At 63.2% G+C, this 20,530-nt stretch carries 19 protein-coding genes; 4 read left to right on the top strand and 15 right to left on the bottom strand.

All coding sequences use genetic code 11. The features are described 5' to 3' along the window. Complete coding sequence (locus RY831_RS15865) at positions 1-441, bottom strand: GFA family protein (protein ID WP_326507344.1); 441 nt, start codon at positions 439-441, stop codon at positions 1-3. A 160-nt stretch (positions 442-601) separates the two neighbouring features. Between RY831_RS15865 and RY831_RS15860 the strand changes: the two genes are divergently transcribed. After that, positions 602-1,072, top strand: a complete 471-nt coding sequence (locus RY831_RS15860; protein WP_326507343.1) for a Dps family protein — start codon at positions 602-604, stop codon at positions 1,070-1,072. 27 nt (positions 1,073-1,099) lie between these two features. Here the strand turns inward: RY831_RS15860 and RY831_RS15855 are convergent, their stop codons facing one another. The 3 genes from RY831_RS15855 to ltaE all read right to left on the bottom strand — a co-directional run bounded on the left by RY831_RS15855 (position 1,100) and on the right by ltaE (position 3,805). Continuing rightward, positions 1,100-1,354, bottom strand: coding sequence for a DUF2061 domain-containing protein (locus RY831_RS15855; protein WP_326507342.1), 255 nt, complete (start codon positions 1,352-1,354; stop codon positions 1,100-1,102). A gap of 120 nt (positions 1,355-1,474) precedes the next feature. Further along, positions 1,475-2,110 carry a hypothetical protein gene (locus RY831_RS15850; protein ID WP_326507341.1) on the bottom strand — a complete coding sequence of 212 codons (636 nt, stop codon included), beginning with the start codon at positions 2,108-2,110 and terminating at the stop codon, positions 1,475-1,477. Positions 2,111-2,740: 630 nt separating this feature from the next. After that, complete coding sequence (ltaE, locus tag RY831_RS15845) at positions 2,741-3,805, bottom strand: low-specificity L-threonine aldolase (RefSeq protein WP_326507340.1); 1,065 nt, start codon at positions 3,803-3,805, stop codon at positions 2,741-2,743. 333 nt (positions 3,806-4,138) lie between these two features. Between ltaE and RY831_RS15840 the strand changes: the two genes are divergently transcribed. Continuing rightward, positions 4,139-4,573 (top strand): hypothetical protein, encoded by a 435-nt coding sequence (locus RY831_RS15840; protein WP_326507339.1) that lies wholly within the window; start codon positions 4,139-4,141, stop codon positions 4,571-4,573. Positions 4,574-4,726: 153 nt separating this feature from the next. Continuing rightward, positions 4,727-5,596: a response regulator gene (locus RY831_RS15835; protein ID WP_326507338.1), complete on the top strand. Its 870-nt coding sequence runs from the start codon at positions 4,727-4,729 to the stop codon at positions 5,594-5,596. On the opposite strand, the gene RY831_RS15830 is transcribed toward RY831_RS15835, so the two are convergent. The 9 genes from RY831_RS15830 to RY831_RS15790 form a co-directional block, all read right to left on the bottom strand. Beyond that, entirely contained in the window at positions 5,593-7,335 is a 1,743-nt protein-coding gene (locus tag RY831_RS15830) for a monovalent cation:proton antiporter-2 (CPA2) family protein (protein WP_326507337.1), read from the bottom strand. The two genes, RY831_RS15835 and RY831_RS15830, sit on opposite strands and share 4 nt — an antisense overlap. 117 nt (positions 7,336-7,452) lie before the next feature. Next, entirely contained in the window at positions 7,453-7,689 is a 237-nt protein-coding gene (locus tag RY831_RS15825) for a hypothetical protein (protein WP_326507336.1), read from the bottom strand. 28 nt (positions 7,690-7,717) lie between these two features. Next, positions 7,718-8,716, bottom strand: a complete 999-nt coding sequence (locus RY831_RS15820) for an LLM class flavin-dependent oxidoreductase (RefSeq protein ID WP_326507335.1) — start codon at positions 8,714-8,716, stop codon at positions 7,718-7,720. 103 nt (positions 8,717-8,819) lie between these two features. Beyond that, entirely contained in the window at positions 8,820-9,593 is a 774-nt protein-coding gene (locus tag RY831_RS15815; RefSeq protein ID WP_326507334.1) for a TSUP family transporter, read from the bottom strand. Between the two features lie 54 nt (positions 9,594-9,647). Next, positions 9,648-10,511, bottom strand: coding sequence for an acyl-CoA thioesterase (locus RY831_RS15810; RefSeq protein WP_326507333.1), 864 nt, complete (start codon positions 10,509-10,511; stop codon positions 9,648-9,650). A gap of 80 nt (positions 10,512-10,591) precedes the next feature. Then, the gene (locus tag RY831_RS15805; RefSeq protein WP_326507332.1) at positions 10,592-12,157 is read right to left on the bottom strand and encodes a class I adenylate-forming enzyme family protein; all 1,566 of its coding nucleotides are present in this window, start codon (positions 12,155-12,157) and stop codon (positions 10,592-10,594) included. Between the two features lie 180 nt (positions 12,158-12,337). Continuing rightward, positions 12,338-14,008 carry a GGDEF domain-containing response regulator gene (locus RY831_RS15800; protein WP_326507331.1) on the bottom strand — a complete coding sequence of 557 codons (1,671 nt, stop codon included), beginning with the start codon at positions 14,006-14,008 and terminating at the stop codon, positions 12,338-12,340. A 71-nt stretch (positions 14,009-14,079) separates the two neighbouring features. Then, positions 14,080-14,859 carry a substrate-binding periplasmic protein gene (locus RY831_RS15795; RefSeq protein ID WP_326507330.1) on the bottom strand — a complete coding sequence of 260 codons (780 nt, stop codon included), beginning with the start codon at positions 14,857-14,859 and terminating at the stop codon, positions 14,080-14,082. A 636-nt stretch (positions 14,860-15,495) separates the two neighbouring features. Continuing rightward, complete coding sequence (locus RY831_RS15790; protein WP_326507329.1) at positions 15,496-16,662, bottom strand: mandelate racemase/muconate lactonizing enzyme family protein; 1,167 nt, start codon at positions 16,660-16,662, stop codon at positions 15,496-15,498. Positions 16,663-16,751: 89 nt separating this feature from the next. Between RY831_RS15790 and RY831_RS15785 the strand changes: the two genes are divergently transcribed. Then, positions 16,752-17,651: a LysR family transcriptional regulator gene (locus tag RY831_RS15785; protein WP_326507328.1), complete on the top strand. Its 900-nt coding sequence runs from the start codon at positions 16,752-16,754 to the stop codon at positions 17,649-17,651. A 19-nt stretch (positions 17,652-17,670) separates the two neighbouring features. Here RY831_RS15785 and RY831_RS15780 read toward each other — a convergent pair whose 3' ends face one another. Both RY831_RS15780 and RY831_RS15775 read right to left on the bottom strand, forming a co-directional pair. Beyond that, positions 17,671-18,237, bottom strand: a complete 567-nt coding sequence (locus RY831_RS15780) for an NnrU family protein (RefSeq protein WP_326507327.1) — start codon at positions 18,235-18,237, stop codon at positions 17,671-17,673. 103 nt (positions 18,238-18,340) lie between these two features. Continuing rightward, on the bottom strand, positions 18,341-20,512 hold the full coding sequence (locus RY831_RS15775; protein WP_326507326.1) for a DUF1631 family protein: 2,172 nt from the start codon (positions 20,510-20,512) through the stop codon (positions 18,341-18,343). Between the last annotated feature and the right edge of the window lie 18 nt (positions 20,513-20,530).

The raw sequence follows: 20,530 nt of genomic DNA, 5'->3' as shown, positions 1-20,530 counted from the left end.
TCACAGGCTCACCTGGTCTTCCGGTTCGAGTATCGGCGGCGACTTGAACATCTTGGGGATATGCCGGTCCATGTGCGCCCAGGGCAAGGCATCGACCGTCCAGATATCGGCGACCGGCTTGAAGGCATCGGCGGACGCCATTGCGGCCGCATGCACCAGCAGCACGGCGGGATTATTGTCCGGCAAGGCGAACAGCGGCGATCCGCATTCGGCGCAAAAAAGCCGGGTCGCATGATTGCCTTGCGCCTTCGGCGGCCGATGTTGCCGGGGCGTGCCGGCGATCCGCAGCACCTGCCTGGCCACCACGAGCAGCGGCGCCCAGGCGCTTCCGCTTGCAAGCTGACAACTGCGGCAATGGCAGTTGTACATGGCCAGCGGCGAGCCCGACCACTGGAAGCGCACCGCGCCGCAGGCACAGCCGCCTGAATATTCCTTCATCATGGCAAGCCTCCTCCAATCCACTCCATGTAGACCGCGCCCGCTGCGCAAAAATCTGCGCCGGCCGGCTTCGCTGCCGCGATATGCCGACGAACTGGCGCAGGGGCGGATGGTCGTAACGTTGGAGTACTGGCAGTACGACAAGCGAACAGGAGAATTACGCATGGAAATGGACATCGGAATTTCCGAACAGGATCGCCGCAGCATCGTCGACGGATTGTCGCGCCTGCTGGCCGATACCTACACGCTGTACCTCAAGACGCACAACTTTCACTGGAACGTGACCGGGCCCATGTTCCAGACATTGCACCTGATGTTCGAGACGCAGTACACCGAACTGGCGGCGGCGGTTGACGTGATCGCGGAAAGAATACGCGCGCTGGGCAGCTTCGCGCCGGGCACCTACGGCGACTTCGCGCGGCTGTCGACGATCAAGGAACCCGACGGCGTGCCGAACGCGCAGGAAATGATCCGCCAGCTGGTGCAGGACCAGGAAGCGATCATCCGTACCGCCCGCTCGATGTTCAAGGCCGTGGACCAGGCTTCGGACGAACCTACCGCCGACCTGCTGACGCAGCGCATGCAGATCCATGAGAAGACCGCGTGGATGCTGCGCTCGCTGCTGGAAAACTGATCCCGGCCGGAAAGCCGCGCACTGAAGTCATGCGTTGACGGGCAGGACAGTGTTGCGGGCCATGCCCGACAGCTGTTTTCCCGCCTGTTTGCGCGCTTCCATCCATTGCTGGATGCGCACCCACAACTTTTCGTGGAAAGGCATCACGATCACGTTGCAGATCGGTTCCAGCAAGGCGGCAAGGCCGCCAAAGGCGATCGAACCGGTGACCACATACATGGTGACGAAGGCCACGGCCATGTGGACGATGATCTGGCTGACGGTTTTTGCGGCGATAACCATGTTCTTATCCTTTGCTTGCGAATCACGACTGCATGCAAGAGATAATAATGATTCGCATTTGATAGAACAAATTGATTTATCCAAGAAATTGGATAGCCGTGTTCTATGGACCGTGGAAGGTCAGAACTTGTAGCTGACGCCGATGCGCAGCACCGGATAGGCCTTGAAGCGCTTTACTTCATCACGCAGTTCATCATTCTCGCGCGCGAGATCATTGGCGAATTGCGCACACACCGGGGCGCCGGCAGCGCAACCATTATTGCTGAGCGTCGTGCGCGGCGAGCCCTGCAGCAGGACGCCGATATCGGTGGAAAACGACCAGCCCTTTTCCCTGCTCGAAGGACGGCCCCAGCCGATGCCCAGATAAGGCGCAACCTTGTTGAAGCTCACCTTGCCGGTCACCTGTCCGACGCTGCCGGCACTGTAGCTGCGGCCGTTGACAGTGTAGCTTCCGGCCGCGCTGGGCTGGGCGTCCACATCGATCTTGTTGCCGTTGTAAGCCAGACCGGTGGTCAGGCGGAAGGTACTGTCCGCGCTCGGGTACCAATCCAGCAGCGCATCATAGGTATTGGCCTTTAGCTTGAGCTTGTATTCCATGTCGCTCGTGCTGCCGCTGTAGGAATAACCCAGGTAGCCCAGACCCAGGCGGGCATTCAGATTGGGCTGCAATGGAATGCTGGCGTGAAAGCCGATACCCGTCGTCCCGATCTCCCCTGCCATGCCCACCACATCGGCATGGGAAGCGGTTGCTGTCATCAATCCTGCGATCAAACCAAAAGCTGCAAACGTTTTCTTCACTATCTGTTTCCTATCGAAAAGCAAGGAGGCCGTGCAAGTTTTCGCTGCTGCAAAATTGCTTGGCGTACAGGCGTTTGTGACTATGCTGTACGGCACCGGTTCCGGCTTTTCTCAGGTAAATAAGCGAAATTAGAGAAACGTTGGAAGAAGATAAATGAAAATGTTGGCGGTAATCAACAGATGGCGCCATTTGTGCCGACCGCGAGGAANGCAAGGCGAGAGGAGCGCCGTGTGGCGGGCCACACAACGGGCCACACAAGCGCCGAACAACGCTGCCATGCGCCTAAGGCAGGCCGAGACGACCGTCCCCCCATTCGCAATCCGCTCTAAGTCCGCACCTGGTTTGTGCTCGTGCGGCATGCCTGGTGGCCTAGCTAGGCCACCAGGCATGCCGCACGAGCACAAACCAGGTGCGGACTTAGAGCGGATTGCGAATGGGGGGACGGTCGTCTCGGCCTGCCTTAGGCGCATGGCAGCGTTGTTCGGCGCTTGTGTGGCCCGTTGTGTGGCCCGCCACACGGCGCTCCTCTCGCCTTGCCCTGCATCCCAGGACAAACCGATTCTTCCCTACGCCCATCCGCATCCGCTCTAGAAGCGGGCCACGGCCTCCAGCGCCCGCTCGACGTCGTTGCGTCCGACGTTCAAATGCGTCACCCAGCGGATGCGCTTCATCGCCTTTTCCCTGGTCTTGTAATAGCCGCTGGTGACGCGGATGCCGCCGGCCGCCAGATGGGCGATAAATGCATCGGCGATTTCGGCATCGATGTCGAAGAACACGATATTGGTCTGCGCCGGATGCACATTGGCCCTGCCGGCAAGCTTAGGGTGCGCATCCACCGCCTTGCCGAGGCCTTGCACCAGCAACTGCGCATTGGCGTGGTCTTCGGCCATGCGGCGCACGTTGTTTTCCAGCGCATAGATGCCGGCCGCCGCCAAGATGCCGGCCTGGCGCATGCCGCCGCCCAGCATCTTGCGCATGCGCTTGCCGCGCGCGATGAATTCCTTCGAACCCAGCAGCAGCGAGCCGACCGGCGCGCCGAGGCCCTTGGACAGGCACAGCGACACGGAATCGTAGGATTTGCACAGCTGGCGCGCCTGCGCCACCGGATCGCCGTCGCCGGCGCTGGCGACAGCCGCATTGAACAGCCGCGCACCATCGATGTGGGTGCGCAAGCCGTGGCGCTCGGCCAGCGCCTGCACGTCGCGCATGTAGGCCGGCGGCAGCACCTTGCCGCCGTGGGTATTCTCGATCACGATCAGCCGGGTGCGGGCGAAATGCGGATCGTCGACCTTGATGGCGCCCTCGATGTCGGCCAGTGCGATGGTGCCGTCGGGCTGGTTCTCCAGCGGCTGCGGCTGGATCGATCCCAGCACCGCCATGCCGCCGGCTTCCCAGCGGTAGGTATGCCATTGCTGGCCGACGATGGCTTCCTCGCCGCGCTGGCAGTGCGCCATCAGCGCGATCAGGTTGGTCTGCGTGCCGCTCGGGGCAAACAGTGCCGCCTCGAATCCCAGCATCTCGGCCGCCATGTCCTGCAGGCGGTTGATGGTCGGATCGTCGCCGAACACGTCATCCCCGAGCGGCGCTTCCAGCATCGCCTGCTTCATGTCGGGAGTCGGCTGCGTCACGGTATCGCTACGAAAATCGATCATGGTGGGTTCCTTGCTCATTTTGCGAACCGACATTATCGGCGTTTTGGAAAAATCCTGCGGTGCGTGCCGTTGCATGACCAAGGCTGCCAAGCCTGGAAGATGTCGAGTCAGTCGATACCTGAGTTGCGTAATAAGCGGAAATGTTTCAGGAACCGCCTGCCGCTTCATTTCCACCCATGTAGGTCATAGCCTCACTCGGACGGCGCGTCATCGCTTCGGTGGTCTTGTTATGCAAGTCGAAAATAGGCTTCGCCTTGTGGACCGGTGTTGCTGAGGCTGCGCCGGACGAGCCCGAGATGACATATTCCTACTCAAATTCCCAAGGAGAATGAAATGGCTTCCAGTCTTAACTTCAGTACTTCTTCCAATATGGTTCCGCCCCGTGTTGAAAAGAACACGCAGGCATCCACGTCCTCTACCGAGACGAAAGGCCTGGTGTCATCCAATCCGGACCAAGCATCGCAGGTCAAGATCGCAGCAATGAACCTTGCCATCTACATGGAAAATCTTTACGGTAAGGTTAGCCCTGACGCGGGCTGGAACGAGGATGCTATGAAGGTTCTCGCAGACGGGAAAAGTTTTCATAGCCCTCTTCTGGGCAAAGAGATCAGCGCCCCGAAGGAGGTACAGGACTCGATCAAGATGCTGTTGGCCACGGGCGACTTATCCAAGTCCGATTTGAATAAGGATGGCTTCTTCCGACCTAAGGAATTGAAGGAGTATGCGAACTTTGCATCCGGATCGAGCGATAAAATCGAAGGCGTTTGATCGCTCCGCGACATCACAACATCATCCAAGCAACATTCAGATCACGTGACGAAGTTTATCGTGGACGATAGCACTACCTCTGTTATCATTTGTGCAATCAATGGCGGCAAAACTCTCTTTCTTGACGGAAAAGTGTAGTCATCGTCCATCAACATGCCCTTTTCACCTCATCACGATTCTTCCATCGGCCAGCGCTTCGTTCTGGAGACCATCGGCTTCAGCGACGCCGAAACAAGCCTGCTGACCTCCACCTTCCGCCTGACCGGCCGCCGGCCTTTCCACTATGCCCCGGCCGCAGCGCCGCAGGAGCGCACCGATATCTACCTTGTCAATGCCGACAATCCACTGGCGATGTGGCAGCTGCAGGGGCGCGGCCCCAGCGCGCATGTGCCGGCGGTGCTGATCGGCAGGCAGCAGGAGGCCCTGCCCTGGCCGCTGGTCACCAAGCCGATTCACTGGATGCGGCTGTTCGAGCAGCTTGACCTGCAGATGCGCCTGGCCCTCAACGAGCGTGCGCGGCGCAGCAATACCGGCGGCCTGGAATGGCGGGGCGGCATTTCGCGCCGCGCCTGCGACCGCCATGCGCCGCACCGGCCGCTGTTCGAGGAGTCCGGTCCGCGGGAATCGGTGCTGGTGGTCGACGACAGCGCCACGGTGCGCGCCTTCATGCGTTCGCGGCTGGCGCCGTTCCGGTTCGATGTGGATTATGCGGAAAGCGGCGAGAAGGCGATCGACATGGCGCAGGTCAAGCCCTACACCTGCCTCTTTCTCGACATCCTGATGCCCGGCATGGACGGCTACCAGGTATGCAAGCGCATCAAGTCCAGCAGCGCGACGCGCGACACCGCGGTGGTGATGCTCAGCAGCCGTGCCTCGGCCTTCGACAGGTTCCGAGGCAGCTGGGCTGGCTGCGATGCCTATCTCGGCAAGCCGGTCGCCGAGGATGAACTGCTGTCCACCATCGCCCGCTTTCTGCCGAGCGCGCGCGACACCGCGCAGGCGCTGCTGGCGAAGGCCGGTTAGCTGATTTCCTGTATCCGGCGTTCGCGTTCCAGCTGGATCACATGCGCGGTGCCTCCTTCGGACATGCCAAGGCCCTGCAGCACGAGCGCCGACAGCTGCAGGCCAGCTTCCAGCGTTTCCGGAATCACCTGCGTCGCGCCCGCATGGCGCAAGGCCACCGCATGTTTCTCGTCGCGCGAACGTGCATAGATGGGAATGCGCGGATACTCGCGCCGGATCGCCTTGACCGCGTGCAGCGCCGAGGCAGGATGGTCCATCGTCAGCACGATCGCGGCAGCCTCCTCGGCCTTGACGGTGCGCAGCAGCTCCAGCCGGGCGGCGTCGCCAAAATACACCGGCAGGCCGAGTGCGTGCAGCTTGCCGACCAGGCGCGCATCGGTTTCAAAGGCTACATACGGAATGCCTTGCGCCGCCGCCATCTGCCCCACCAGCTGTCCGACGCGCCCGTAGCCGGCGATGATGATGCGGCCTGCCGCAGGCTGCGGCACCTCCGCCGCTCCTGCCATGCCCTCGGGTGAGGACGACGCGGACCGTTCCAGCCAGGCGCGCAGCAGTACGCCCGCCTTCGCCACCATCGGCGTGGCGAACAGGCTCAGGCTGACCACCAGCATGATGAACTGTCCGGTCGGCTCCGGCATCAGCTGCGTGGCAATCGCCTGGCCGACCACGATGAAGGTGAATTCCCCGCCCTGTCCGAGCAGCGTGCCGCCCTCGATCGCCCTGCCCCAGCCGAAGCCGCCGATGCGCAGGATCAGTGCAATTACCGCGGTCTTGATGGCGAACAGGCCCAGCACCGACAGCGGCAGCAGCAGGGGCGCCTTCATGATTTCCCGGACGTCGATCGCCATCCCCACCGACATGAAGAACAGGCCCATCAGCAAGCCCTTGAATGGCTCAATGGTGACTTCCACTTCATGCTTGAATTCGGTTTCCGCCAGCAGCAGGCCGGCAAGGAAGGCGCCGAGCGCCATCGACAGGCCTGCCATCTCGGTCAGCGCCGCGATGCCGAGCGTGCTCAGCAGGGTCAGCGCCATGAACACGTCCGGCTGGCGCTGGCGGGCGAAGGCATGGAACATCGGCCGGATCACGCGCCGGCCGAGCAGGTAGATCAGCAGGATCGCGCCCACCGATTTGAGCAGCGTCAGCAGTACCAGCGACGCCACGCCTTCGCTGCTGCCCTTGGCCAGCACGCCCATCAGGATCAGCAGCGGCACCACCGCCAGGTCCTGCAGCATCAGGATGGAAAAGCCGGCCCGGCCCAGAGGCGTGCCAAGCGTGCGCTGCTCGTTCATCAATTGCATCACCACCGCGGTCGACGACAGCGCCAGCACCACGCCAAGAATCACCGCGACTTCCACCGGATTGCCGAACAGCCAGGCCAGCAGCCCGATCAGCGCGGCGCTGATCGCCACCTGCGCGGTGCCGGCGCCGAACACCCAGCGGCGCAGCGCCCACAGCCGCTCGGCGGACAGCTCCAGGCCGATCATGAACATCAAAAACAGCACGCCGAATTCGGCCAGCGCGGCGACCCCGCTGCGGTCAGGAAAGGTGAAGTTGGCCAGGGCCGGCATCTCCTGCGTCCACAGGCCGAGGCCGAAAGGCCCGACCAGGGTGCCGGCGGCAAGAAAGCCGAGCACCTGGTTGATGCGAAAACGCTGCAGCAGCGGGATGAGCACCCCGGTCAGGGCAAGAAACAGGAGGGTTTCGCGCAGATAAGGCAGGGCCTGATGGACTTCCACTTCAATGATTCCCGGAAAAGCGATGGAAGGGAAGTTTGGCACAACTTGCCGCCGCCATTCCCGAGCCCGACCAAATCGCACGGGTATTCCGGTTCATCGGGTTGCCATCGTGCTCCTTCAGCGCCTGCGCTTCTTCCAGTTGTAATCCGGCGACGGATCGGCCACGCCGGGATGGCCGACAGAATCCGGATTTTCCGACGACATGGTGACGAAGCAGATTCCCTCGCCCGCGCGTTGCCTGGTGCGCAATTCCTCCATGAACTTCAGGGCGGAGCCCATCTCTTCGGAAGGAAAATCCCTGCCCTGCGCCAAGGATTCGCCATTGGCCACTTCGGTCCAGTACACCATGTACATCGCTGTCTCCGTATCTTCGCTGACCTATTTAGCCCTGCCAGGCCTGCGCGATGATTTCATACGAACGCAGGCGTGCCGCATGATCGAAGATCATGGAATTGATGATGAGTTCATCGGCCTGGGTGGACTCGAGGAAGGACTGCAGCTGCTCGCGCACCATGGCCGGGTCGCCGGTGATGGAGGCGCGCAGCGTGGACTGCACCGATGCCTGTTCCGGCGGCGTCCAGAGGCCGTCCATGCTTTTCACCGGCGGCGGGATCTGGCCCGGCGTGCCGCGCAGCAGGTTGACGTGGCTCTGCTGGTGCGAGGTCGACAGGAAGCGCGCCTCTTCCTCGGTGTCGGCGGCGAACACGTTCAGGCCGACCATCGCATAAGGCTTGTCGAGCGCCTCGGAAGGCTGGAAGCGGTCGCGGTAGAGCATCAGCGCGGTCTGCAGGTAGGCCGGCGAAAACTGGCCGGCGAAGGCGAAAGGCAGCCCGAGATGTCCGGCCAGCTGGGCGCTGAAGTCGCTGGAACCGAGCAGCCAGATCGGAATGTCGAGTCCCTCGCCCGGCACCGCGCGTACGCGCGGCGCGCTGGTTTCCGGCTGCAGGAAGGCGCGCAGCTCGGCCAGCTGCTGCGGAAATTCATCGTCGCCCTGCAGCGTGCGGCGCAGCGCGCGGGCCGTCAGCTGGTTGGAGCCGGGCGCCCGCCCCAGGCCGAGATCGATGCGGCCCGGGTACAGCGACTCCAGCGTGCCGAACTGCTCGGCGATCACCAGCGGCGCATGGTTGGACAGCATGATGCCGCCGGAACCGACGCGGATGCGCGAGGTATGCGCGGCCACATGGCCGATCAGGATGGACGTTGCGGCGCTGGCGATGCCGGGCATGCCGTGGTGCTCGGCCACCCAGTAGCGGTTGTACCCCCAGCGATCGGCATGCTGCGCCAGGTCGACCGTGTTGCGGAAGGCATCGGCCGCGGTGCTGCCCTGGGTGATGGGGGAGAGATCGAGGATGGAAAGCGGAATCTGCTTGAGCTGTTTCATGACATGCAAGCCTTTGATCGGTGAAATGACCGCGACACAAAAAATCTGGAGTCAATTACATGGGCACGCATTCCGCTTCTGCAAGCACCGCAGCAGTAAGTTGTCAGAAAGAAATGAAGCCCTTCTGCCACAGGTAGCGGCCCAGCATGATCACGCACACGGTGACGATCATTGGCCGGATCAGCTTGGTGCCGCCGCGCACCATCGCGTGGGAGCCGCCCCAGGCACCCAGTATCTGGCCGGCCACCATGGCCGCGCCGGCGGTCCACAGCACCTTGCCGCCGGCGACGAACACCGCCAGCGAGGCAACATTGCTGGCGAAGTTGAGCACCTTGGCCTGGGCGGTGGCGGTCAGCAGCGTGTGGCCGCGCAGCGCGACGCCGGCCAGCGAGAAGAAGGAACCGGTGCCGGGGCCGAACATGCCGTCGTAGAAACCGATGCCCGGAACCACCACGCCCTGGTAGGCGGCCTCGTTGACGCGCGGCTTGCGTTCCACCGCGCCGGCATTCGGTGCCAGCAGGAAATACATCGCGATGCTGACCAGCACGATGGGGATCACGATATCGAGCGTCTGCGCGCTGACGAATTGCACGGCGAACGCGCCGAAGGCCGAGCCGATCAGCGAGCAGACGAACAGCCGCCGCATCTGCGACCAGCGCACCAGCCTGCGCCGCAATACCATCAGCGAGGCGGTCAGCGAGCCGAAGCTGCTCTGCAGCTTGTTGGTGGCCAGCGCATGCAGCGGCGGCACCTGCGCCAGCAGCAGCACCGGGATCGTGATCAGGCCGCCGCCGCCGGCGATCGCATCGACAAAGCCGGCGATGGCCGCCGCCGCGAATAGGCCGGCCAAGATCTCCGGCGACAAGACGAATTCCATTCCAGTTCCTAAAAAGTGCAACAGTGTACCTGCTGCAGCGGCAGGCCGGATCTGTCAGGACTTTTTGTCGCGCAGCCGGATCAGGCCTTCCTGGGCCATGCTCGCCACCAGCGCGCCCTGGCGGTTGTACACATGGCCGAAGCACAGGCCGCGTCCGCCGGAGGCGTTCGGCGTTTCCATGGCGAACAGCAGCCATTCATCCATGCGGAACGCACGGTGGAACCAGATGGTGTGGTCGAGGCTCGCAATCTGCAGGCGCGGGTCGCCCACGCGGATGCCGTGCGGCTGCAGCGCGGTCCACAGCAAGCCGTAGTCCGACACGTAGCCGAACAGGGACTCGTGCATCAGCCTGTCGTCGGGCAGCGCGACCGGGGCGCGGGTCCAGATCTGGCGGGTGGTCTTGCCGTCATTGCCGCTCAGGATGTCGCCCTGGAAATCGGCGCGGAAATCGACCGGCGTCGGCATGAACGGACGCTTGGGATTGGGCGGCAAACGCTTCCATTCCTCGATGTTGGAAGCGATGGTTTCCGGGTCCGACGAGGCCGGCGCCGCCTTCTGGTGCGACAGTCCCTCCTCTTCCTGCTGGAACGAAGCCGACATCACGAAAATGCGCCGCCCCTCCTGCGAGGCCACCACCCGCCGCGTGCTGAAGGAGCCGCCGTCGCGCACCCTTTCCACTTCATAGTCGATCGGCAGGCGGAAATTGCCCGCCAGCAGAAACATCGAATGCAGCGAGTGCACGCGCCGCTCGGGCACCGTTATGCCCGCCGCATACAGCGACTGGCCGACGACCTGGCCGCCGAACACGTTGGGGCTGCCCATGAAGTGGCTCTGGCCGCGGTAGCAGTCGGCGCCGATCTGCTCCAGCTTGAGCAGATCGAGCACTTCCTGCGTATTGAAAAGGGATGGATCCTGCATTGTGCGTTGTTCTGATTTCATTCAAAAATTGTCATGGCGCCCGGTTCTCCCGCGCCGGGCGCATCGGCCTCAAGCCGGCCTCAATCCAGCTTCGTCGCGAAGCCGTCGCGCAGTTCGCGCTTGAGGACCTTGCCGATGGCGCTGCGCGGCAGCACCTCGGCCAGTTCGACTGCGGCCAGCCGCTGTGTCTTGCCCAGCCGCTCGTTGGCCCAGGCGCGCAGCGCCGGCGCATCCAGCGACGAACCTGGTTTTACCACAACGAAGGCCACCGGGGTTTCACCCCACTTCACCGACGGCACGCCCACCACGGCCGCCTCGACCACGTCGGGATGCTGGTGCAGCACCGCTTCCAGGTCGCTCGGATAAACGTTGAAGCCGCCGGAAATGATCATGTCCTTCTTGCGGTCCATCAGCGTCAGGAAGCCGTCGGCGTCGAAGCGGCCGATGTCGCCGGTGCGGATGAAGCGCTTGCCGCTCGGATCGATCCACTCGGCCTCGGCCGTCTTCTGCGGCTGCTTGTGGTAGCCGGCCATCATCGCCGGCGAATGGCCGACCACTTCACCGAGTTCGCCCGGGCCCACTTCGCGGCCGGCATCGTCGATCAGCCGGATGTCGTGGCCCGGCGCCGGCTGGCCGACGGTGTGCAGCTTGTCCGGATGCTCGTGCGCAGCCAGCACGCAGGTGCCGCCGCCCTCGGTCATGCCGTAGTACTCCATCAGGCCGCCCGGCCAGCGCCGCAGGATATCGGCTTTCAGCGCCGCCGAGAACGGCGCGCTGGTGCAGAACTTCATGCGGAAGGACGACAGGTCGAATTGCCCGAAATCCTCGCGTGCCATGATGCGCTGGTACTGCACCGGCACCAGCATGGTGTGCGTGACGCGGTGCTGCTGCGCCAGCGCCAGATAGGCGCCGGCGTCGAACTTGGCCATCATTACCACGGTGCCGCCCAGCGACACGGTCGGGAAGAAGCACACCAGCGTGGTGTTGGAATACAGCGGCGTCGAGATCAGCGTCACCGCATTCTCGTCGTAGCCGTTGATGCGGCCGCGCTGAACATGGGTCCAGCGCATCGAATGCGGCTGCACGATGCCCTTGGGCGCGCCGGTGGTGCCGGAGGAGTAAATGATGTTGAACGGCCAGTCCGGCTGGATATCGACTTCCTGCGGCTTGCTGCCGACCGGCGCCAGCCAGGCATCGACCGCTTGCCCGGCATCGCTGCCGTCGAGCGCGATGACCGGCATGAACAGCTGCCCGCGCACCGGCGAGAGCTGCTGCGCGACCGCGCTGTCGACGAACAGCAGCCGCGCATCCGCGTCCCCGGCCATTGTGACCAGGCTTTCGGGCGACGACGACGGGGCCAGCGGCGCCACTGCGACGCCGGCGCGCAGGCTGCCGAGGAAGACCGCCGCATAGAATAGCGAAGTGCCGGCGCAGATGGCGACGGCCTCGCGCGGCTTGACGCCGTCGCGCTGCAGTGCGGCGGCGACGCGATCCATCAGCTGGTCGAGTTCGGCATAGCTGATTGCTTTTCCATCCTGCACCAGCGCCGGATGGTCCGGACTTGCCTTCGCATGCAGGTGGATGAGGCTCGGCAGGGTATGAAAGCTTTCTTCGAGGATGGCTTCGATGGGGAGTTGATTGCTCATGCTGTTCATCGGCAGAAATGAAGGAAAGGAATCGGCGTTGGCCTCCATACTATTCCAGTTTCAATTTTCGCGTTAGAAAACCGCACAGCGAAACAAAAAGACGGCGGCGCGGCTTATTCAAGCATGGTGAAGATGCCGTACGTCAAGCATGGTTGGCATGGCGTGCATCGCGTTCGGCGTTCAGGCCTTGACGATGAGGTTGCGGCCGCCGGCCTTGGCTTGGTAGAGCGCCGCGTCGGCTCGCCGCAGCAATTCCTCGGCATCGATATCGGGCCCGATTTCGGCCACGCCCGCGGAGAAGGTGACCGTGAAATCCTGGTGCTCCGCATGGTGGCGGATGTTGGAAAAGGAGGTGCGGATCTGGTCGAGCACCGGCAGCGCCGCGCTCGCCGGAGTATGCGGCATGATGACCACGAATTCCTCGCCGCCGTAGCGTCCGATGATGTCGCTGCGGCGCAGGCGCTGCTGCAGCAGGCGCGACAGCGCGCGGATCACCTGGTCGCCCACCGGATGGCCGTAGGTGTCGTTGACGCTCTTGAAGCGGTCGATGTCGAGCATCGCCAGCGACAGCGGTTTCTGCATGCGGCGCGCGGTGGCCAGTTCGCGCGCCAGCTGTTCCTTTACCGCCGAGTGATTGAACAGGCCGGTGAGGCTGTCGCGCATGATCAGGCTGCGCAGGTCGCGATAGCGCTTGACCCGGCTGGTCACGGCGGAGATCAGGTGCAGCGGCTGGATCGGCTTGTTGAGGAAATCGTCGGCGCCGGAAGCGATGGCGTTGAGCTGGTTGTCCAGGTTGCTGTCGCTTGACAGGAAGACGATGGGCACGTCGAGATAGAGCGCATCCTGCCGGATCACGCGCGCCACGTTGATGCCGTCGCAGGCAGGCATGTAGACATCCATCAGGATCAGCTCCGGCCGGTATTCGCCCATCACCTGCAGGATGTTCTCCACCTTGTACAGCGTGCGCACGTCCATGCCGGCCTGGCGCAGCAGCGTCGCGTGATAGTCGGCGGTCTCCACTTCGTCATCCACGATCAGGATGCGGCTTGCTTCGTCTTCTTCGCGCGCGATCAGGCGGTCGAGCAGGTCAACCAGCGCCACCATGTCCAGCGGCTTGGAAAAATAGCCGTCGGCGCCGGCCTTGACGGTCGCCAGGCGCGCCTCGAAGGTGCTGCGCGTGCTAATGAAGATCAGGGCGAAACGGTGTTCGCTGACCGCCTTGATGCGGGCGATCTGCTCCGCGCCGGCCAGTATCCCGGATGGGAAGGCAAGATCCATGACCACCGCAGCCGGAGGACGGCGGCGGATTGCCTGTTCCAGCTCTTCCAGCCCGCCGGCGGTCATGACTTCATAGCCGAAATACTGGAATTGCGCCGCGATGTCGGCGACCGATTCGGCGTTGTCATGGACCAGATAGATGAGGCGTCCGCCATCGGCATTGTCCTGCTCCACAGCGTGACTGACCGGAACATTTGCTTGCGCCTCCGGCACACCCTCACCAGCCTTCGGATTGATAAGCGCCCAGCGCAGCAACTCCTTGATGCCGGCGGCGAGCGGCGAAAAATCATGACTGGCACCGCTCTTGACGTCCTTGATATAAGCCGTCAGCCGAATTTCCAGGTCGCTGGCCTGCTGGCCCAGCCTGGCGAAGCCGAATGTGCCTGCCGAGCCGGCCATGCCATGCAGCTTGACCAGCAGCGCATTCAGGTGCTCGGCTGCCGCCGGTTCACGGATGCATTGTTCCAGTGCGTCGCTCAGGCTCTGAAGCCGCGACGGCAGGTTGGCTGCATAGGCGGCCTCGATCGCGCGTAGCGTTTGTTCAAGATCATCGGCTGGATTGTTGTTGTTCATGGCAATGATGATGGCAATGCGAACTGTGCTGTGGAGTCACTGTAAAACTGTCGGATCCTGGTGCTTCAGGCTTACCGCAGCGGCGGCGCCTTGCGCTCGAGCTGCTGGAAGTACTCGCTTTCGAGCTTCTTCAGCGGCATGTCCTGCAGGCTCCGGTTGAATGCCTGCTGCATTTCCCTGCCTTCCGGAGTACGCTGGAAGCAGACATGCAGCGGCAGTTCCGCCAGCGGCTTTTCATGAAAGGCAATCCGGTCGCGCTCGCGCGCCAGGCTAGGCTCGCTCAGCATCAGGTATCGCATCACCAGCTTGTCGATGACTACCGTATCGACACGCTGGGCCAGCAGCTTGCGCAGGTTCAGCATGTCGTTCGGCGACGCGTCGACCGCCAGTCTGCCCTCGCGCACCATGGTGTCGAAGGCCGGCCCGTTGGAAAATCCCGCCACCACGGCAATTTTCAGGGACGCCAGGTCTTGCAGGGTATTCCATGCCAGCGGCGTGTCCTTCAGATAGGCAAGGCCGACGGTGCTGCTGCCGATGGGTTGCGAGAAATGGCACTGGCGGGCTCTTTCCTCGGTGTAGTACGCCGGAAAGTAGCCGGCATACTGCGCATCGCGCATGCCCAGCTGCACCGCCCGCGTCCAGGGAAAGTAATCGATCCTGACCTGGTATCCGGGCCGGGCCGCCACGGCGGCCACATGCCCCGACCAGCCCTCCCTGTCCAGCATGGCGCCGACATACGGCAGCCATTCCAGGCTGGCGAGCCGCATGATCTTCGGCGCATCGGCGGCGGTAGAGGCGGCAGTGGCAAGATTAGCCGCGCACGCCAAGGCCAGGATAAGGCCACGCATCATTTCTGTTCCTTCATTCTTCCACGGAACGCGTCATTGTCTCCTCCTCGGGCAGCGTCATGCTTATCCCATGACTATGGGAGGAGTGTAGCCCAGAGCGGAAAGTATGTCTTGCGAGAAATGAGGTGGGTTTGACAATTTTTGGTGTTTTGCGACGTCTGGAGTGAAAGCTCCATCCTCCGAATGCAAGAAACCAAGGTGTGCAACAGCAAATCAAGCAGCGTATAAAGGCTGTTAAAGAATCCGTTCTAACGACGCCAAAGGAGCATGGCTCTAAGTAAATGGCCTATCGGGGCCATACCCGGCAAACACAAGTCGCTGCTACTGTGCGGGGAATTAAGTGCTGGAAGGTGATTTGCAGCGATGCGCTGCTGATGCGCTCATCTCTTCGTGGATGCTTGCCGGGGGTGGCCCGGCGGCCACTCACTTTTCTTGTCTCGCCAAGAAAGGTAAGCAAAAGAAGGCGACCCCGTTGCCAATGCCCCTGCGGGGTTCCCAAAAGGGGGACTTTTAACAGCCTCTATGCGCTGGCTTGGTCTTCCGTCTTTTTTGGAAAGCATTTTTGGTCTAGGTAGTGCAGGCCTCCGTGCCTGCACCAAGGCCCGTCGTTCGACGAGATATTCTTTCTGACCTCAGCCCCTAAGCACTCAGCGCCCGCATCTCGCTATACAGATTCGCCTTCCCCTCGAACCCGATCCCCGGCAGTTCCGGCATGGTCACATGCCCGTCGACCACCTGCACCCCATCCGGAAAACCGCCGAATGGCTGGAACAGGTCCGGATAGGATTCATTGCCCCCAAGCCCCAGTCCGGCGGCGATGTTGAGCGACATCTGGTGCCCGCCGTGCGGGATGCAGCGGCTTGGCGACCAGCCGTGCTGGCGCAGCATGGCTAGCGTGCGCAGGTATTCCACCAGGCCATAGCTGAGCGCGCAGTCGAATTGCAGCCAGTCGCGGTCGGCGCGCATGCCGCCGTAGCGGATCAGGTTGCGCGCATCCTGCATGGAAAACAGGTTTTCGCCGGTGGCCATCGGCTTGTCGTAGTAATTGCGCAGCACCGCCTGCAGTTCGAAGTCGAGCGGATCGCCCGCTTCCTCGTACCAGAACAGGTCGTACTGCGACAAAGCCTTCGCATAGGCGATCGAGGTATCCATGTCGAAGCGGCCGTTGGCGTCCACGCACAGCTTCTGCCCATCCTGCAGCACCGACAGCACCGCGTCGATGCGGCGCAGGTCGTCGTCGAGCGAGGCGCCGCCGATCTTCTTTTTCACCACGGTGTAGCCGCGGTCGAGATAGCTGCGCATTTCATCCTTGAGCGCATCGAGGTCCTGGCCGGGATGGTAATAGCCGCCCGCCGCATAGACGAACACGTCCTTGTTGACCGTGCCGTCGCCGTAGCGCTCGGCCAGCAGGCGGAATAGCGGCTTGTTCACGATCTTCGCCACCGCATCCCAGACCGCCATGTCGATGGTACCGATGGCAACCGAGCGCTCGCCATGGCCGCCCGGCTTTTCATTGGTAAACATGCAGTCCCAGATCTTGTGCGGATCGAGATTATTGCCCTCGTCATTGACCAGCGAGGCCGGATCGGCGGCGAGGATGCGCGGGATGAAACGCTCGCGCATCAGGTTGCCCTGGCCGTAGCGGCCGTTGGAGTTGAAGCCGTAGCCGACCACCGGCTTGCCGTCGCGTATCACGTCGGTGATCACCGCGACCAGGCTCAGCGTCATCTTGCTGAAGTCGATGTAGGCGTTGCGGATGCTGGAACTGATGGGAAGGGTTTTTTCTCGGATTTCAACGATCTTCATGGCGGCCTCGGAAAGGAATCAGGAACGGCGCCAGTGTAGACCGCGCGCGGCTGCGTATAATTTCCTGAGATTCAAAGCATCTTTCACCCATGGTTAAAAACGACAATCTTTCCGAACTCGCGTTTTTCAGCGTGCTGGCGCGCAAGGGCAGCCTGTCGGCCGCCGCGCGCGAGCTCGACATCACCCCGCCGGCGGTCACCAAGCGCCTGGCGCAGATGGAGCAGCGTCTCGGCGTGCGGCTGGTCAATCGCACCACCCGCACCCTGAGCCTGACCAGCGAAGGCGAACTGTATCTCGAGCATGCGAGCCGCATCCTGGGGGCGATGAAGGACATGGAAGAGCAATTGCGCGCAGGCCGCGATGCGCCGCAGGGCCTGCTCAGGGTGAATGCCACCCTCGGCTTCGGCCGCACCACCATCGCGCCGCTGGTGTCGAAGTTCGCCCGTCGCTATCCCGAGGTGGACGTGCAGCTGCAGCTGACCGACCGGCCGATCAACCTGGTGGAGGAAGCCTTCGATCTCGGCATCCGCTTCGGCGAGCTGCCCGACACCCGGCTGAGCGCGCGCCGCATCATGTCGAACAAGCGCTTCCTGTGCGCCGCGCCTACCTACCTGAAGAAGTACGGCACGCCGGTCGCGCCGGAGGAACTGGCCGGCCACAATTGCATCGTCCACCGCCAGAACGACGATGCGCACGGCGTCTGGCGGCTGCAGAAAGGAAGCAGGAGCGATACGGTGAAAGTCGGCGGCAGGCTGTCGAGCAATGACGGCGACGTGGTGCTGAACTGGGCGCTGGAAGGCCACGGCATCCTGGTGCGCTCCGAGTGGGATGTCGCGAAGTACCTGCAGAGCGGCCGGCTGCGCATCGTGCTGCCCGACTACACGCTGGCGCCGGCCGATCTGTTCGTGTTCTATGCCAGCCGGCGCAACCTGCCCGCCAGGGTGCGCGCCTTCATCGATTTCCTGGCGGAAGAGTTCGACGCCGGCTGACCATTATGTGCTCGAGTTCTCAAGTGCCCCAGGGCACCGAGGCCACTCCGAACAGCTGGCGATGGAAGGTCATCACCAAGAGCGCCAGCAACACGCCGCCGGTGACGGCCATCAGGTCCTGGCGCGCCACCGGCGTGAATTGCCTGACCGCGTTGCGGCTGGTGGCCGAAATCAGATCGATCACCGCATACGCGAGGAAGGCGCCGAACAGGATCGTGGTCCTCAATTCGCCGTTGGCCAGCAGATGCACGCCGGACCACAGCAGCAGTCCGAGCAGCATCGGATGCTTCAGGCGGCTGCGGATGTGGGTCTTCATGTTGGCCGACGCGAATAGCACGAAACTCAACAGCATCACCAGCGGCGCCGCCATGATGGCGGCGGAAAACGGCGCGAACAGCCGCGGTTCCGCCGGCGCGCGCGCATAGCCGATGATGATCAGCACCAGGCCGAGCGCCGATGCCATCGAAAACACGGCCTTGTAGCGCTTCTCGCCGAGCGCGCCGAACAGGCGGCTGCGCAGCCCGGTCAGCACGGGAACGAGATGAATGCCGATAAACAATACGATGCCCGCAATCAGTAATGCCATGAAGCCCTCCTTCGCGTCGATGGAATGGTTCGGTCAGACTGAAACCGCTCTAGTGTAGAGCGGAAGCGGGAGAAATGGATATGGCCGCGGAATATGGCGGCAGTTAAGCGGCCGATTTGTCCGATGAATTGGCGGCGTTGGTGGCATTGGTGGCATTGGTGGCATTGGTGGCATCGACGCCGAGCGCCTGCGCCAGCGCCTTGCCGATCAGACCCGCGCCCGGCGCGATATGCGCGCGACCCTCGCGAAGGGCTTTTGCCAGTTCCTGTGCCGTCAGCGACAAGGCTTCGCGCCGCTCATGCGTGGCGAAGACATACAGATTGCGCAGCGGACTGATCCAGCCGAGGCGCAGCCGCCGTGTGCGGTCCTCGCGGCCGAAGTCGACCCAGTTGCCCTGCTCCAGGCCGGCCACCAGGGCATCGAATTCATCCTGAGCCGGTTCGGGCGCCGCATTGGCCTGCTTGCGCAGGCGGCGCTCGGTCGCATGTTTTGCCACCGCCAGCGCCATCTGCAGCTGGCGCTCCGGCGACAGTTCCACCGGCGCGCGCACGATCGAGGCATGGCATTTCGCCAGGTCGCTGAAGAACCTGGTGCGCGCCTCGTCATTCCAGCGGATCACGTCGAGCCATTTGTTGAGCGCGGCGACGATGGACGGCAGCTTGGAGATCAGCTCCTTGCGCTCTTCCGGCGTGATCTTGGGTTTCACGCTCCATACCAGGTCGTCCATGGTCTTGAGCGCATTGTCCAGCGCTTGCGGCTTTTCCTCCCTGACGCTGTAGGCCAGCGTCAGCACCGGCACCCATCTGTCCTGCAGGAAGGCTTCGACAAAGGCGATCACTTCGCCGGTGCCGATGCGCAATGCGACTTCGTGTCTGGCCGCGCGCTCGGCTTCGAGCATTTTTTCCTGCTGCAGGGCGCCGGCGATGGATGAGGTCAGGGTCTGCGCGGCCGCGGTCTGCTCGCGCTGCTGATACGCCTCCAGGTCGGCGACGACTTCGGCGAACACGGCGGGACGGTCATCGCCGTCGCGGACGATGCGCTGGATGCAGCGTTCGATCAGCAGGTAGAGCGGGTCGGACGCTCCGCGGCTCGGTTCCCAGCCGCCGGACAAGCCGACCAGCAACTCTACCGCGCGGCGCGGCGGATGATTGCGCTTGAAGAAGAACGCCTGGTCCGCCAAGGCGGCTTTCAATGCCGGCAGCTGCAGTTCGCGCAAGGGCTTTTGCAGCTCGGGAGCGATGCGGGGATCGGCCTGGACCACTTCAAACACCTTGGCCAGCAGCCTCAGCACATGGTCGTCGGTTTCGCTCAACGCGTCGCGCGGCGCGCTGCGGCGGATCTCGTCGAGCAGCCCCGCCGGCGGCGGGCCGGCACGGTGCTTGTCGAAGCCGGTCAGGTAGCCCAGCAGCGCATTGCGCGCCACGCTGGCGACCACGGCATCGTCATCGAACAGCGAGGGAAAGCCGCCGGACAGCGGCCGGTCGGCCGGCTTGTGTTCCCGATCGGGAAACAGCCGGCGCAGGCGCGGCAGCAGTTCGTCATTGTCGGGTTCTTCGACCACGGCGGTAGTCGCCACGCCTTCGGCATCGCGGCTCACCTGCAGCAGCTGCGGCATGACGCCGAGCTTCACCAGGGCGGTATTGAGCGCATGCAGTATCGGCCCCATGTCCAGGCAAAGCTCGGGTCCCAGCAGCGGAAATACCACGTGATGGGACTTGGTGTCGGGCTGGAATTCGCACCAGGCGTCATGCACGACGGCCAGGAACACATGCGGCCGGAACGGGTTTTCGGCGGTGATGAGCGGGCTGCGCCCGAGCAGGCAGCCCAGGCGCATGCCGAGCGCGTGCAGGCGGTCTGCATGTTCATTCTCTATCGAGCGGCTGACCTTGACCAGCGACAGCCGCTTGTCGATTTCCACGTCCGGGTCCAGCGACGGCGGCGCATCGCCGCCATCGTCCGGCGGCAGTTCCGGATTGGCGGCCATCAGGATTTCCTGCGCCAGAACCGCGCCCAGTCGTTCGGAGACGACGTAATAGAACGGATAGCGGTTCTTCTTGAGCAGGTTGGCGGCATTGAAATGCAGGCGCGCGTCGGCCGGATCGAGGCATGCCGCCGAGGCGCGCAGCAGGGCTTCCGACAACCGGCTTGTCAGACCGTCGATCTGCGCATTGGCGGCGGTCGAAGCCAGCCTGGCGAGTTCCTGAAGAATCTCGCCGCGCCGTTCCGCCGGAATTGCACAAGCAACAGGAGCGCCGTCGCCAAGTTGGGAAGCCATGAAAGACTGTCAGGTTAA

This window comes from Noviherbaspirillum album (assembly GCF_035916955.1).
GTDB lineage: Bacteria > Pseudomonadota > Gammaproteobacteria > Burkholderiales > Burkholderiaceae_D > Noviherbaspirillum > Noviherbaspirillum album.
This window is presented reverse-complemented; position numbering and strand designations above follow the sequence as displayed.

Coding starts and splice junctions, on each gene's coding strand:
- RY831_RS15785 (WP_326507328.1), top strand. CDS start 16,752: ATGGTTAAAAACGACAATCTTTCCGAACTCGCGTTTTTCAGCGTGCTG.
- RY831_RS15835 (WP_326507338.1), top strand. CDS start 4,727: ATGCCCTTTTCACCTCATCACGATTCTTCCATCGGCCAGCGCTTCGTT.
- RY831_RS15775 (WP_326507326.1), bottom strand. CDS start 20,512: ATGGCTTCCCAACTTGGCGACGGCGCTCCTGTTGCTTGTGCAATTCCG.
- RY831_RS15810 (WP_326507333.1), bottom strand. CDS start 10,511: ATGCAGGATCCATCCCTTTTCAATACGCAGGAAGTGCTCGATCTGCTC.
- RY831_RS15800 (WP_326507331.1), bottom strand. CDS start 14,008: ATGAACAACAACAATCCAGCCGATGATCTTGAACAAACGCTACGCGCG.
- RY831_RS15820 (WP_326507335.1), bottom strand. CDS start 8,716: ATGAAACAGCTCAAGCAGATTCCGCTTTCCATCCTCGATCTCTCCCCC.
- RY831_RS15790 (WP_326507329.1), bottom strand. CDS start 16,662: ATGAAGATCGTTGAAATCCGAGAAAAAACCCTTCCCATCAGTTCCAGC.
- RY831_RS15805 (WP_326507332.1), bottom strand. CDS start 12,157: ATGAGCAATCAACTCCCCATCGAAGCCATCCTCGAAGAAAGCTTTCAT.
- RY831_RS15795 (WP_326507330.1), bottom strand. CDS start 14,859: ATGATGCGTGGCCTTATCCTGGCCTTGGCGTGCGCGGCTAATCTTGCC.
- RY831_RS15815 (WP_326507334.1), bottom strand. CDS start 9,593: ATGGAATTCGTCTTGTCGCCGGAGATCTTGGCCGGCCTATTCGCGGCG.
- RY831_RS15780 (WP_326507327.1), bottom strand. CDS start 18,237: ATGGCATTACTGATTGCGGGCATCGTATTGTTTATCGGCATTCATCTC.
- RY831_RS15840 (WP_326507339.1), top strand. CDS start 4,139: ATGGCTTCCAGTCTTAACTTCAGTACTTCTTCCAATATGGTTCCGCCC.
- RY831_RS15865 (WP_326507344.1), bottom strand. CDS start 441: ATGATGAAGGAATATTCAGGCGGCTGTGCCTGCGGCGCGGTGCGCTTC.
- RY831_RS15850 (WP_326507341.1), bottom strand. CDS start 2,110: ATGACAGCAACCGCTTCCCATGCCGATGTGGTGGGCATGGCAGGGGAG.
- RY831_RS15855 (WP_326507342.1), bottom strand. CDS start 1,354: ATGGTTATCGCCGCAAAAACCGTCAGCCAGATCATCGTCCACATGGCC.
- ltaE (WP_326507340.1), bottom strand. CDS start 3,805: ATGATCGATTTTCGTAGCGATACCGTGACGCAGCCGACTCCCGACATG.
- RY831_RS15860 (WP_326507343.1), top strand. CDS start 602: ATGGAAATGGACATCGGAATTTCCGAACAGGATCGCCGCAGCATCGTC.
- RY831_RS15825 (WP_326507336.1), bottom strand. CDS start 7,689: ATGTACATGGTGTACTGGACCGAAGTGGCCAATGGCGAATCCTTGGCG.